14 protein-coding genes are annotated in these 12,343 nt (G+C 60.6%); 6 read left to right on the top strand and 8 right to left on the bottom strand.

What is annotated here, in order from left to right; translation table 11 throughout:
* Positions 1-50 precede the first annotated feature (50 nt).
* Positions 51-1,541, top strand: coding sequence for a sodium/proline symporter PutP (putP, locus tag C8E00_RS00715; RefSeq protein WP_133693400.1), 1,491 nt, complete (start codon positions 51-53; stop codon positions 1,539-1,541).
* Positions 1,542-1,598: 57 nt separating this feature from the next.
* Here the strand turns inward: putP and C8E00_RS00710 are convergent, their stop codons facing one another.
* The gene (locus C8E00_RS00710; RefSeq protein WP_133693398.1) at positions 1,599-1,985 is read right to left on the bottom strand and encodes a GtrA family protein; all 387 of its coding nucleotides are present in this window, start codon (positions 1,983-1,985) and stop codon (positions 1,599-1,601) included.
* Positions 1,982-3,001, bottom strand: coding sequence for a glycosyltransferase family 2 protein (locus tag C8E00_RS00705; RefSeq protein ID WP_133693396.1), 1,020 nt, complete (start codon positions 2,999-3,001; stop codon positions 1,982-1,984). The genes C8E00_RS00710 and C8E00_RS00705 overlap by 4 nt, the downstream gene beginning before the upstream one ends.
* Before the next feature lie 358 nt (positions 3,002-3,359).
* Between C8E00_RS00705 and C8E00_RS00700 the strand changes: the two genes are divergently transcribed.
* The gene (locus C8E00_RS00700) at positions 3,360-3,947 is read left to right on the top strand and encodes an OmpW/AlkL family protein (protein ID WP_133693394.1); all 588 of its coding nucleotides are present in this window, start codon (positions 3,360-3,362) and stop codon (positions 3,945-3,947) included.
* Between the two features lie 65 nt (positions 3,948-4,012).
* On the opposite strand, the gene C8E00_RS00695 is transcribed toward C8E00_RS00700, so the two are convergent.
* Complete coding sequence (locus tag C8E00_RS00695) at positions 4,013-4,339, bottom strand: YqcC family protein (RefSeq protein WP_133693392.1); 327 nt, start codon at positions 4,337-4,339, stop codon at positions 4,013-4,015.
* Positions 4,340-4,595: 256 nt separating this feature from the next.
* Between C8E00_RS00695 and C8E00_RS00690 the strand changes: the two genes are divergently transcribed.
* The 4 genes from C8E00_RS00690 (at position 4,596) to C8E00_RS00675 (ending at position 7,558) form a co-directional block, all read left to right on the top strand.
* Positions 4,596-5,630: a DUF3549 family protein gene (locus C8E00_RS00690; RefSeq protein ID WP_133694466.1), complete on the top strand. Its 1,035-nt coding sequence runs from the start codon at positions 4,596-4,598 to the stop codon at positions 5,628-5,630.
* 3 nt (positions 5,631-5,633) lie between these two features.
* Positions 5,634-6,071 (top strand): ATP-dependent zinc protease family protein, encoded by a 438-nt coding sequence (locus C8E00_RS00685; RefSeq protein WP_133693390.1) that lies wholly within the window; start codon positions 5,634-5,636, stop codon positions 6,069-6,071.
* A 33-nt stretch (positions 6,072-6,104) separates the two neighbouring features.
* Positions 6,105-7,013, top strand: coding sequence for a 30S ribosomal protein S6--L-glutamate ligase (gene rimK, locus C8E00_RS00680; RefSeq protein ID WP_133693388.1), 909 nt, complete (start codon positions 6,105-6,107; stop codon positions 7,011-7,013).
* A gap of 110 nt (positions 7,014-7,123) precedes the next feature.
* Positions 7,124-7,558, top strand: coding sequence for a hypothetical protein (locus C8E00_RS00675; protein ID WP_133693386.1), 435 nt, complete (start codon positions 7,124-7,126; stop codon positions 7,556-7,558).
* An 8-nt stretch (positions 7,559-7,566) separates the two neighbouring features.
* Here C8E00_RS00675 and C8E00_RS00670 read toward each other — a convergent pair whose 3' ends face one another.
* From C8E00_RS00670 to sufC, 5 genes are all read right to left on the bottom strand, one after another.
* Positions 7,567-8,265 carry a SanA/YdcF family protein gene (locus C8E00_RS00670; protein WP_133693384.1) on the bottom strand — a complete coding sequence of 233 codons (699 nt, stop codon included), beginning with the start codon at positions 8,263-8,265 and terminating at the stop codon, positions 7,567-7,569.
* A gap of 97 nt (positions 8,266-8,362) precedes the next feature.
* On the bottom strand, positions 8,363-8,926 hold the full coding sequence (gene sufT, locus C8E00_RS00665; RefSeq protein ID WP_133693382.1) for a putative Fe-S cluster assembly protein SufT: 564 nt from the start codon (positions 8,924-8,926) through the stop codon (positions 8,363-8,365).
* A 10-nt stretch (positions 8,927-8,936) separates the two neighbouring features.
* Positions 8,937-10,178 carry a cysteine desulfurase gene (locus C8E00_RS00660; RefSeq protein WP_133693380.1) on the bottom strand — a complete coding sequence of 414 codons (1,242 nt, stop codon included), beginning with the start codon at positions 10,176-10,178 and terminating at the stop codon, positions 8,937-8,939.
* Between the two features lie 4 nt (positions 10,179-10,182).
* On the bottom strand, positions 10,183-11,520 hold the full coding sequence (gene sufD, locus C8E00_RS00655) for a Fe-S cluster assembly protein SufD (RefSeq protein WP_133693377.1): 1,338 nt from the start codon (positions 11,518-11,520) through the stop codon (positions 10,183-10,185).
* Complete coding sequence (gene sufC, locus C8E00_RS00650; protein ID WP_133693375.1) at positions 11,517-12,269, bottom strand: Fe-S cluster assembly ATPase SufC; 753 nt, start codon at positions 12,267-12,269, stop codon at positions 11,517-11,519. The genes sufD and sufC overlap by 4 nt, the downstream gene beginning before the upstream one ends.
* Positions 12,270-12,343: the final 74 nt, after the last annotated feature.

Genomic DNA, 12,343 nt, shown 5'->3' with positions numbered 1-12,343 from the left:
CCGGGGTCACATCCGGCCTCATAACTAAGATAAGAACAGGAGACGTTTTCATGGCTATTGGTGTTTGGATCAGCCTTATCGCTTACTTTGCGCTCATGATCGGCATAGGTCTTTATGCCATGCGCAAATCCACCTCCACGTCTGAAGATTACATGCTGGGTGGTCGAACCCTCAGCCCCAAAGTGGCGGCGCTATCGGCCGGCGCTTCGGACATGAGCGGCTGGTTGCTGCTGGGCTTGCCCGGGGCAATGTTCGTATCCGGCCTGGGCTCGGCCTGGATCGGTATCGGCCTGTTCGTGGGGGCCTTCTTCAACTGGCTTCTGGTCGCACCGCGCCTTCGTGAGCAGACGGTTCACTACGGCAATGCGATCACGATCCCCGCCTTCCTGGCCAATCGGTTCCCGACACGCGCGATGTCGTTGAGGACGGTGTCCGCCATCGTCATCGTCATCTTCTTCTCGGTCTACACCGCATCAGGTCTGGTGGCAGGCGGCAAGCTGTTCGAAAGCGCGTTTTCGGGCGTGATCAACATTGGCGGCCTGAGCGATTACGCCGCAGGTGTCATCATCACCTTGGGCGTCGTGCTCGTCTATACCGTCGTCGGCGGCTTTTTGGCCGTGAGCATGACGGACTTCGTGCAAGGCTGCATCATGATGCTGGCACTGATCATCATGCCGGCGGTCGTGATCTTCGGCGAAGGTGGCGGCGGCTTTAACCAGGCTTCGCAGACCCTGAATGAAGTCGATCCCACGCTACTCTCGTGGACGTCGGGACTGACGTTCATCGGCTGGCTGTCCGCAGTGGCCTGGGGGCTGGGGTATTTCGGCCAACCGCACATCATCGTGCGTTTCATGGCCATTCGATCGCTGAAGGATGTGCCGATTGCCCGTAATATCGGCATGAGCTGGATGTTCATTTCTCTGGTAGGGGCGATCTCTCTGGGGATATTCGGTCGGGCCTATGCCATCCGCAATGGCCTGGATGTGCAGGATCCGGAAACGATCTTCATCATCCTGGCAGGCTTGCTGTTCCATCCGCTGATCACCGGTTTCCTCTATGCCCCGCTGCTTGCTGCGATCATGAGCACCGTTTCCAGCCAGCTTCTGGTGGCGTCTTCATCGCTGACCGAGGACTTCTATCGCCTGTTCCTGCGCAAGGAGGCATCCGAAAAGGAAAGCGTCGGTATCGGCCGGCTGAGCGTCGTCCTGGTGGGCCTGGTAGCCGCCGTCATCGCGTCGGACCCGAACTCCCAGGTACTGGGGCTGGTCAGTAACGCCTGGGCTGGTTTCGGGGCGGCGTTCGGCCCGCTCATCATCCTGTCGCTGATGTGGTCACGCACCAACGGTGCCGGCGCCATCGCGGGCATGGTGGTCGGTGCCGTCACCGTCATGATCTGGATCGCACTGGGCTGGAACGCACAGTTCATGGGCGGCCCCGGTGTCTATGAAATCATTCCCGGCTTTATCGCCGCCTTCATCGCCATTCTGGTGGTGAGCAGCATGACCAGCGATGCCGGAGAATATAAACAGATTTCACGCTGAATAAAGCGCATGGCGCGCGCTGAATGATCGTTCAAGGGCTCCCACGGGAGCCCTTTTTCAATGCGGTTCGCGAAAAGCCCAGAAGCGTGACGCCACATACGTCAGTACCGGCACCGTCAAGGTCGCGATCGCCACGGCGACAAAGCCGCCCAGTGGAGTCACGGCCAGCAGCGCGGCCAACACTCCATTGTTGAGCGCGAACCCCGACGCCGCTACCAGAAAGAAACGCCTTGCCCGGCCGCGCCGGCGAAAGGTAACGCGCCGATGGCCAATCAGTGACACCTGAAAAGCCACCAAAAACGCCATGACGTTCGCCGCGAATTCGGACATGACGGGCCAGAAGCCGAGCAATACACCCGCCACCAGCAAATGCGCCCCCGTCGCGATGCCCCCAACGAGTCCGAAGCGCACAGCGGTACCCGCCTCCCCCATGCGTCGGCTCATGGCGTACTGTCACCTCGTTGGCCTGATGGTCGTGGTGTATCACTATCTTCTGCGACCAGGTACAGCGGCCGCTGCTTGGTCTCGATGAACAGCCGGCCCACATACTCGCCGAGGATGCCGATCGACAGCAGTTGCATGCCCCCGAAGAACAAGATCGCCGTCATCAGCGATGCATAGCCAGGCACATCGCTGCCGAACAGCACCACGCGGCCGACCAGAAACACGATGTACAGGAAGGCAATCAGCGCGATTACCGCCCCACAGTAGGACCAGATACGCAGCGGCCAGGTGGAAAAGCTCACCACTCCGTCGAGGGCGAAGTTCCATAGTTTCCAGTAGTCGAACTTGCTGCGCCCCGTCTCGCGAGTGGGACGAGCATAGCGTACACCGGTGGTGCGATAGCCAGGCCAGGAGAACAGCCCCTTCATGAACCGACTGCGTTCCGGCAAACGATTGAGCGCCTCGACCACCCGACGATCCATGAGCCGAAAGTCCCCGGCATTGTGTGGAATCGGCGTGTCCGACAGACGATTGAAGAAGCGATAAAACAAACCGGCAGTGGCACGCTTGGTATGCGTATCCGCTTCCCGCGTGCCACGCACGCCATAGACCATGTCGAAGCCTTCCTCCCGCCATAGATGCACGAATTCGAGAATCACGTGCGGTGGATCTTGCAGGTCGACGTCCATGGGCACGACGGCATCACCGCGGGCGTGTGCCAGTCCCGCCGTCAAGGCCGCTTCCTTGCCGAAATTGCGTGTCAGCGACAGGTAGCGCACGCGATGATCCAAGCGGCTGGAATCCCGCAGGATGTCCAGCGTCGCATCACGCGAACCATCATCGACGAACAGCACCTCCCAGCGCGCAATATGCCCATCGAGCGCGCCACGCACCGCTTGAAGAAACGGCGCAATGGCAGCTTCCTCGTTCATGACCGGTACCACGATGGACAACAACCAACCAGCATCAGGGCGCGCTCCCTGAGCCCCTTCACTCGCCAACGATGATAGCGCCATCTTTTCCTCCACTCATCAGCTCACCAAGATCCACTCTAGACGCAACGTCGCCCTCCCCGGCCAGCAGGCCACAGACACCAGACAGTGCTCGACAATGCACCGCCCTCATGCCGCCGACACCTCCGCCATGGGATCACAGCAAGTTAAGAGGTTTTTCGAGTGTTTGGCGAGCGCGAGCATGCCGACCGCCTGATACCACGCTCTAGCGAATCTGAACTTCATGGTGAATGACACTCGCCGGACGTAAAGAAACAGTGTTTGTAAATTCTTCTGGACTTAAAAAACACTGTTTCCTATACTGCAGGCGTTGATACGGAAACGCTGTTCGACACAGCGCCAGAACTCAAGGAGTCACACCATGACCAAGACCAAACTCTTCTCTGCCCTGGTAATTGCCGGCACTTGCACGTTCGGCGCCCAAGCCGCTCTTGCCTACAACGCTGGCGACTTCTTCGTGCGTGGCGATATTGCCAAAAGTGACACCGATGATAGCCATGTCGAAGACGAGAATGGCTTCATGGGTAGCGTCGGCTATCTCTTCCACGACAAGCTGGGAGTCGCACTGAGCTCCAGTGAAAAGTTCGAGCACGACTTCTCGACCAATGGGAGTGAGGGCACCTTCGAGCAGCGCCCGATCAATCTGACGCTGCAATATTATCCGCTGGGGGGTACCGGTTCGCGCGTGCAGCCCTATGCCGGTGCCGGCGTCAATTACACCAAGTTCTCCGGCGAAGACCTCGGCAATGGCATGAGCACCAGCATGGATGATTCCTGGGGCGCCGTCGGCGAACTGGGTGTCGACCTGTTCGTGACTGACAACCTGGCTTTCAACGGCTTCGCCAGCTACACCGATGTGGACGCCGACATCGATATCAACGGTGCGTCAGCCGGCACGGTAAGTCTCGACCCGGTCACCGTGGGTGGCGGTCTCAGCTATCGCTTCTAAGCAACGCATATCAGTACGTTGATCAAACGCCGGGCCTTCGCCCGGCGTTTTCGCATCCGCTCACCTCACGCCTCCGTCACGATCCGATCCACCTCGGCCACGGCTTCGGTGACCACGCGACGCACGCTGGGCGAGGCATCCTTCAGCCAGGTTTCCACGGCAGGCGCGACCTCGCAGGATGCCGGCAACGGTGACTCGGCTTGAGCCATCGTTTCGAGCCGCGCCACGAAGACATAGCGCAGCCACTGCGGCATCGCCATGGTGTCGACGCAAAAAGGCTGCTGGCTGGTAAAGGCCGCTGCAGGCGGCTCTTCCACTCGCCACATATCGACACTGCGCAACGCCGCTACCAGGTTTTCCAATGCCTCCATCAAGGCGTCATGAGCCGTCATCTCGTTTCCTGAACAGTGTTGAGTTGACCTGCCATTATCGCGTTCACGGCAGGTGTTTGACCAGCTTGCCAGCGGCTTTCCCCAGCCCGGCGTTTACCCACAGTTCATTGGGACGGGATTGTGGATAAACGTGGGACAACCCGCGCTTGGCCATGGATGACGCCGCTTGGCGGCAAGCGTTTATTTTTTAACCACCCGGGGGCTGGTCAGCGCCAGTCTTGAACGCTACAGTGCCGGGCTCTATCCCGGAGGCAGCATGCAGTCGATCACCACCCTCAGCGAATTTTTCCAACGCACCGGTGCGGACGTCCGCCTTTTCGACATGGGGCGACGCGTTGCACCCTTCGAATTCTCGCGGCTCACCGAGTTCGAAGCCGGTAGCGCGCCCTGGCCGCTGCCCTGGAACGGCCAGGCTCGCATGGCATGCGCATTCCGCCTCGGTAGCGATATCGCCAGCGAGCCCTTGATCTGGTTTTTAGCCTTGCCTCTGGATGAACAAGGCATGCTGGTACCCGGGCCCCGCGATGCCTTCCTCGAGCGCCTTATCGAAACCCTCGGGCGTACGGTGGACAGCGTAGGCCGCGATGAGGCACCGCATATCGATAACTTGATGCGCGATAATCCCTTGGCCTTTACCCCCGAGCTCACACAGCAGGCCATGTTGCATGCCCAGGCGGCCCGCGACTTTGCGCAATCGACCAGCAAGCATCATGCGCTGGCCGACGCTTACCTGCTCGATGCCGACGCCAGCGTCAACTGGCAGATGCTCGGCCTGCAAGGCATTGCCGACCTCATCGTCCGTCTCGACAGCACGCAAGAAGCCCGGCTTGCCGAACGCATTCCCGCGCTCCCCGTCGAGGTCCTCAAGCCTCTCTGTTACTGTATGGAACATTGCGATCTCGCCTCGGCATGTGTACCACCGCTTCGCGAACGCGCAGAACAGGCGGCACGCTCAGGAGATCTCGACACCTTGTGCGCGGTGATTCGCGCGCTGGGAGGCAGTCGCGATTCACGCGTGGGCGCCTGGTACGATACGCTACTCGATGATCCGGCAGCCTGCGGGCCCGATGTGCTCGCCGCCATGGCCGCGCGTGGTTGGACGCATCTCGAGGACGCGCAGCGCTTGCCGACATTTCTCAATCGGCTCGCGGAAAACCCGCAAGCGAACTTCACCGCACTGGTACGCGACCTTGCGCTTGTGCCACGCTTGCGCCTACCGGTACTCATGACGCTGCGTCAGGCGAATGCCGATTCCCCTATTGGCCAGCGCTTGGCCGAACTGGATCGTTGACGCATGAAAGCACTGCCCTATCAAGCCAAGGCCGTCATCGGCCGACGCGAAATGGTCACCCTGACGGAGCTGGACCTGACACTGTGCGCTAAAATCGACACAGGCGCGCGTACATCGGCGCTGCATGCCGAGGACGTTGAGACGTTCGAGCGACATGGGCACCTGTGGGTACGTTTCATCACCCGGAGTGGCGGCCCCGAGGCACCGCCTCATACGCTGGAACTACCGCTATATGACCGTCGCAAGGTCAGGAGTTCCAACGGCATCGAACAATGGCGTTATGTGATCCGCACGCCCATGCAACTCGGTGGGCTCGACTATCCAATCGAGCTGACCCTGACCGATCGACGTAGCATGCGCCATCCTATGCTGCTTGGGCGGCGGGCGTTGCGCCGCCTTCTAGTCGCGCCCGGCGCGGCCTTTCTGCACGGCGAGCCCTGAGCCCGTCGGCATCGCCACCGAGTGGAGACGACCATGCATATCGGCATTCTTTCACGCAATCGCAAACTGTACTCGACGCAGCGCCTGATCGAGGCCGCCGAAGCGCGCGGGCATACCGCTCGAGTGGTCGACACACTTCGTTGCTACATGAACATCGCCTCACACCGACCGTCGATCCACTACAAAGGCGAGGAAATCGAGCCATTCGACGCCATCGTGCCGCGCATCGGCGCTTCCGTGACTTTCTACGGCTGTGCCGTACTGCGACAGTTCGAGATGATGAGTACCTACGTGCTCAACGATTCGGTATCGATCACGCGCTCCCGCGACAAGCTCCGTTCGCTGCAACTGCTCTCGCGCAAGGGGCTGGGGCTGCCGGTCACTGGCTTTGCCCACTCGCCGGATGACATTCCGGATCTCATCACCATGGTCAAAGGCGCGCCGCTGGTCATCAAGCTGCTCGAAGGGACTCAGGGTATCGGCGTGGTACTGGCGGAGACCAATCAGGCGGCCGAATCCGTCATTCAGGCCTTCATGGGCATGAAGGCCAACATCATGGTCCAGGAGTACATCAAGGAGGCCAAGGGGGCCGATGTCCGCTGCCTGGTGATCGGCGACAAAGTGGTCGCCGCCATGAAACGCCAGGCACTCGAGGGCGAGTTCCGCTCCAATCTCCATCGTGGCGGTACCGCCAGCGTCATTCGCATTACGCCGGAAGAGCGTTCCACGGCGATCCGAGCCGCCAAGGCAATGGGCCTGCGCGTCGCCGGGGTGGATCTACTACGCTCCAACCACGGCCCCGTGATCATGGAGGTCAATTCTTCGCCGGGCCTGCAAGGCATCGAAACCGCTACGGGCAAGGATATCGCCGGACAGATCATCGACTACATGGCGAAAAACGCCGTTGCACCACGCAAGGCACCCCCCAAGCCAAAGGGCTAAGCGGCGCCGTCGCCAAGGGCGGTACCACACGGGGAAATTTTCTTGCCGCCGGGGTAGCAAAACGCTGTTTCCACCCGCACAATTTGCGTCACCGGAGGAGGTGACCGCCCATGTTTCTCGATAATCGCCAAGTGGCGATGGACAGCGTACTTGAAGCGCTGGCCGACAGTCTCGATTATTTCCAGGACAATTTCGAGCGCCTGAGACCTGCCCTGCGTGATCGGCTGAAACCGCTCTACGAAGAACGCGGCAAGGCCCTGCGCGAGCTGCAGGACCTGTCCAAGGAACATCTCGACATCTTGCCACGCGATGCCGATGTCGAGCGCGATGACTACCTCTGGCTATGGAGTCGTATCAAGAGCTTCGTGGGCAATGATAGCCAAGTGTTGCTCGGCGAGCTGCTCGAGCAAGAGCGCGTGCTGATGCAGGCGCTGGGCACGGCGTTTACCCATCCTCTCCCGGACGCGCTGGAACCGGCGCTAGAGCGTTGCTGGAAGAATTGCCGCGCATTGATTCGCGAACTCAATGCACAGCACAAACGCTGACGCGCGGTTCACTCCTCCTTGAGCTTCCTGAAAATCGGCAACGTGACCTGAGGACCGAGGAAGTAAGGGTCACGTCCCCACAGGTAGAGATCACCGACAGCGGCTGCGCGTGCCAACCACTCGCGCAGCCACAGCTGCCACTCGCCTGCGATCTGCCCTTCCGGCACGGCACAACCTTGTGCCTTCAACCCGATGGCATCGGCGATAAACAACGCACGTGGCAAGTGCCAGGCTTGGGATATCAATAAGACGCGCTCGACTCCAAACACGCGCCGGGCGCGCACCACGCTGTCGAACGTGCTGAAACCGGCATAATCGAGGGTCATATCGTCGGTACTGACGTTGCGGTCGCGCAGCGCGCGCCACATCGAAACGGGTTCGTTGTAGTAGCGCGTACTGTTGTCGCCGGACAGCAACAAATGCTGAACACGCCCCAACCGCAACAATTGCGCCGCCGTTTCCATGCGTGCGGTGAAATAAGGATTGTGGCCACCACCTCGCAACCCTTCCGCGGTGCCGAAGACCAACCCGACCGGCTCGGAAGCACAGACCAGCGGGTCATGCTGAATACGACCGGCCGTCTTGGCAAACACCCAAACATTGAGTGCCACCACCACGGTCAACATCAAAAGAACACCCACCAGGCCCCACTTGAGCAGCCGCCATCCCCACCGAACAAGACCTCGGCAACCGTTATCTCGCGGCATGCTGGTCTCCAAAGAATAAAGGGCGGCCACACGCCACCATGAGACAAGAGAGCGATGAACGCTCAAGTCCCAGACATTGATCTAAAATGCTGAGAACTTAGAACATGCCCAGTTCCAGCTTCGCCTCCTCGGTCATCATCTCACGGCTCCAGGGCGGGTCGAAAACGATCTCGACATGCACCTTGGCCACTTGAGCGGCGCCCTGTATCTTGCGTCGAGCGTCTTCCGCGATCACCTCACCCATCCCGCAACCGGGCGCCGTCAATGTCATGCGAATGGTGACCATGGTTTCACCGCTCAGCAGATGCTCTATCCGGCATCCGTAGACCAGGCCCAGATCGACGATATTGACCGGAATTTCCGGGTCGAAACAGGTCCGCAGCTGCGCCCATATGAAGGCCTCGAGTTCGGCGTCGCTAGCCCCCTCGGGCAGGGTTGCACGCGACAGGGCCTCGAGTCCCAAGGCATCAAGGTCGTGCCCTTCGATCAGGAACATGCGCCCCTCGAAGCCGACACTGACCGTCCCTCCCTTGGCCTGCATCACCGAGACGACACTGTCCTCGGTCAAGGTCACGCTCTTGCCAAAGGGAATCGAGATCGCCTCGACATCGCGCTGCAAGGGCATTTCCTGCCCCTTGTAGAGGCTTTGCAGTTGATCCATGCCGTCTCCGTTAGCGCACCATGGCGATGACTTTCTGTAAGGCCTCGACGAACGCATCGACCTCTTCCGGCGTGTTATATGCCGCTAGAGAGGCACGACAGGTAGCGTCGAGTCCCATGCTGGACAACATGGGTTGGGCACAATGATGCCCGGTACGAATCGCCACGCCAAGCTGGTCGATCAGCAGGCCGATATCCTGAGCGTGCGCACCATCGACGACGAACGACAATACACTGACCTTGTCCGGCGCCGTGCCGATCATGCGTAAACCATCGACCTCCTGCAGCTTGTCGGTGGCGCGTTCGAGCAAGTGGTGTTCCCACGCCGCCATTCGCTCGATACCGACCTCCGCTATCCAGTCGAGTGCCGCCCCCAGTGCGATGACTTCTGCGATAGCCGGTGTGCCGGCCTCGAACTTGTGCGGAATCTCGCTGTAGACCGTGCCCTTCTCGAAGGACACGCGGCTGATCATTTCGCCACCCCCCTGCCAAGGCGGCATCGCCTCGAGCAAGGCCTCACGACCATAGAGCACGCCCACGCCGGTGGGGCCGTACGCCTTGTGTCCCGAGAACGCATAGAAGTCGACGTCCAGCGCCTGGACATCGACGCGTTGATGCGGCACCGCCTGGGCACCGTCGACCAGGATCAGCGCACCATGCGCGTGCGCCGCGCGCGCCATTTCTGCCACCGGATTGACGGTGCCCAGCGCATTCGAGACATGATTGACGCACACCAAGCGCGTACGCTCGCTCAGCATATCTCGATACGCCGCCTGGTCGAGCACACCTCGCTCATCCACCGGAATCACCTTGAGCGTGACGCCCAACACCTCGGCCAGCATCTGCCAAGGCACGATATTCGAATGATGTTCCATCAACGAGACGATGATCTCGTCTCCCGGGCGCAGGTTGGCGCGTCCCCAGCTGTTGGCGACCAGGTTGATCGCTTCGGTGGTCCCGCGCGTGAAAACGATCTCGCGCTGCGACGCCGCCCCCAGCCAGGCCCGCACTTTCTCGCGCGTGCCCTCATAAGCCGCCGTGGCCTCGTCGGCCAGGGTATGCAGCCCGCGATGGATGTTGGCGTTATAACGCCGATAGTAATCATCCAGCGTGTCGATGACCGCCGTCGGCGTCTGGCTGGTCGCCGCGTTATCCAGATAGATCAACGGCTTACCGTGGACTTCCCGATCGAGTATCGGGAAGTCGCTACGCACACGCGCCACATCCAGCATCGTCTCGGCAAAGGCATTCATGGGCTCAGGCCTCCTCAAGCGCGTCGGAAACCTCGACCAGATCCGCGAGATTGAAGCGCTCGGGAAGTTTTCCCGCCACGGCACGCTCGACACGCTCGGCAATGACCGGCAAACGCACCTGGTCCATCACTTCGCCAGCGAACGCCAACGTCAAGAGACCGCGCGCCATCTGCTCATCGATGCCGCGCGTACGCAACGAGAAGACGGCCTCCTCGTCGAGCTGGCCGGTCGTCGCGCCGTGCGAGCACTTGACGTCGTCGGCGTAGATTTCCAGCTCCGGCTTGGTATCGATCTCGGCGCGGTCGGACAACAGCAGGTTGGCGTTGTTCTGATACGCCTCGATCTGCTGGCTATCGCGCTTGACGACCACCTTGCCGTTGAACACGCCTCGGGCACGATCGTTGAGAATGCCCTTGTAGTTCTCGTTGGAGAAGGTGTTCGGCGCGTTGTGGTTGACCAGGGTGTGATTGTCGACGTGCTGACGGCCCTGGACGAAGAACAAGCCATTGTAATGGGTCTCCGCGCCTTGCGCGTTGAGATCCGTGACCAGGTCGGTGCGCACCAGCGCGCCACCCAGGTTCAAGTTGAACGACGTAAAACGCGAATCGCGGCCCTGCTCGACATGGATGCTCGCCACGTGCAGGTCCTCGCTCGAGGCTTCCTGAAGCTTGTAGTGATCGACGATGGCGCCGCGTTCGAGCATGACTTCGCTGACCACGTTGGTGAAGTTGGCCGCACCCACTTCACCAGCGTAATGCTCGACCACCGTGGACTGGCTGCGCGCGCCGGCCATCACCAACACGCGCGGATGACTCATCCGTGCCGATTCATTGGCACGCGAGGCGAAAACCACATAGATCGGCTTTTCGACCACGGCGCCCTGACCGATACGCACGACTGCGCCTTCCTCGGAAAGCGCCACGTTGAGCGCGGTGAACGGCGAGAAGTCGACCCCTGCCAGACGCCCGATGGCGCCACCGATCGCCTCGTGATTGGTCCGCATTGCCGTGGTCAACGGCTCGATAGAAACGCCGTCGGGCAGATCGGTCAGGTCGGACAAGGCCGCCGAGAAGACACCATCGACGAATACCAGGCGATGCGCGTCCAGCGGCATGCCGAGTGCCGCGAAACGTGCCTCATCGAGTTCGGCATCATCGGCCAGCGTGAATTCGCCTTCGGCGATGCGACGAACGTCGGTATATTTCCAGGCCTCGTCACGCTTGGTGGGAAATCCCAAGGCTTCGAAGCGTGCCGCGCCGGCCTGGCGGCGTGCCGCTACCCAGGTCGGCTCGTCATCGACTCGCTCGCCGAGCCGCTGTAGAAAAGCGTGTGCTGCACTCATGCCGCAGACTCCTCCAGCACCCATTCATAGCCACGAGCTTCGAGCTCGTTGGCGAGGTTCTTATCGCCGGACTTGACGATACGGCCGTCCACCAGGACATGGACGCGATCCGGCACGATATGTTCGAGCAGACGCTCATAGTGCGTCACCATGAGAATCGCGCGATCGGCATTGCGCAGCGAGTTGATGCCCTCGGCGACCACTTTCATGGCGTCGATGTCGAGCCCCGAGTCGATCTCGTCGAGCATCGCCAGCTTGGGCTGCAACACCAGCATCTGCAGAATCTCGTTGCGTTTCTTCTCGCCGCCCGAGAACCCCTCATTGACCGCACGCTGCAAGAAGCTGCCGTCCATCTTCATGAAGCTCAACTGCTCGCGGACCAGCTTCATGAATTCCGGCGCCGGAATTTCCTCTTCTCCACGCGCGACGCGCTGGGCATTGAGCGCCGCCTTGAGCAGGTAGATGTTCTTGACGCCCGGAATTTCCACGGGGTACTGGAAGCCCAGCAGAATGCCGGCCAGCGCGCGCTCTTCGATTTCCATTTCCAGCAGGTTCTTGCCTTCGAACAGCACTTCACCGCTGGTCACTTCGTAACCGTCCTTACCCGCAATCACCGCCGAGAGCGTCGACTTGCCCGCCCCATTGGGGCCCATCAAGGCGTGAACCTCGCCGGGATTGACGGTCAAGTTCAGCCCTTTGAGGATTTCCGAGCCTTCCACCGTGACATGCAGATCTTTGACTTCGAGCATCTTGATACCTTGCTTGCGTTCGAGTCGCCCGGCGACTTCGATACATGGATTGAGACCTTGACTGTGCGCCTGAC

It is taken from the genome of Chromohalobacter marismortui, assembly GCF_004364315.1.
GTDB classification, from domain to species: Bacteria; Pseudomonadota; Gammaproteobacteria; order Pseudomonadales; family Halomonadaceae; genus Chromohalobacter; species Chromohalobacter marismortui.
This window is presented reverse-complemented; position numbering and strand designations above follow the sequence as displayed.

Coding starts and splice junctions, on each gene's coding strand:
- C8E00_RS00690 (WP_133694466.1), top strand. CDS start 4,596: ATGCAGTCGATCACCACCCTCAGCGAATTTTTCCAACGCACCGGTGCG.
- C8E00_RS00660 (WP_133693380.1), bottom strand. CDS start 10,178: ATGAATGCCTTTGCCGAGACGATGCTGGATGTGGCGCGTGTGCGTAGC.
- putP (WP_133693400.1), top strand. CDS start 51: ATGGCTATTGGTGTTTGGATCAGCCTTATCGCTTACTTTGCGCTCATG.
- rimK (WP_133693388.1), top strand. CDS start 6,105: ATGCATATCGGCATTCTTTCACGCAATCGCAAACTGTACTCGACGCAG.
- C8E00_RS00700 (WP_133693394.1), top strand. CDS start 3,360: ATGACCAAGACCAAACTCTTCTCTGCCCTGGTAATTGCCGGCACTTGC.
- sufC (WP_133693375.1), bottom strand. CDS start 12,269: ATGCTCGAAGTCAAAGATCTGCATGTCACGGTGGAAGGCTCGGAAATC.
- C8E00_RS00695 (WP_133693392.1), bottom strand. CDS start 4,339: ATGACGGCTCATGACGCCTTGATGGAGGCATTGGAAAACCTGGTAGCG.
- C8E00_RS00685 (WP_133693390.1), top strand. CDS start 5,634: ATGAAAGCACTGCCCTATCAAGCCAAGGCCGTCATCGGCCGACGCGAA.
- sufT (WP_133693382.1), bottom strand. CDS start 8,926: ATGGATCAACTGCAAAGCCTCTACAAGGGGCAGGAAATGCCCTTGCAG.
- C8E00_RS00705 (WP_133693396.1), bottom strand. CDS start 3,001: ATGGCGCTATCATCGTTGGCGAGTGAAGGGGCTCAGGGAGCGCGCCCT.
- C8E00_RS00670 (WP_133693384.1), bottom strand. CDS start 8,265: ATGCCGCGAGATAACGGTTGCCGAGGTCTTGTTCGGTGGGGATGGCGG.
- sufD (WP_133693377.1), bottom strand. CDS start 11,520: ATGAGTGCAGCACACGCTTTTCTACAGCGGCTCGGCGAGCGAGTCGAT.
- C8E00_RS00710 (WP_133693398.1), bottom strand. CDS start 1,985: ATGAGCCGACGCATGGGGGAGGCGGGTACCGCTGTGCGCTTCGGACTC.
- C8E00_RS00675 (WP_133693386.1), top strand. CDS start 7,124: ATGTTTCTCGATAATCGCCAAGTGGCGATGGACAGCGTACTTGAAGCG.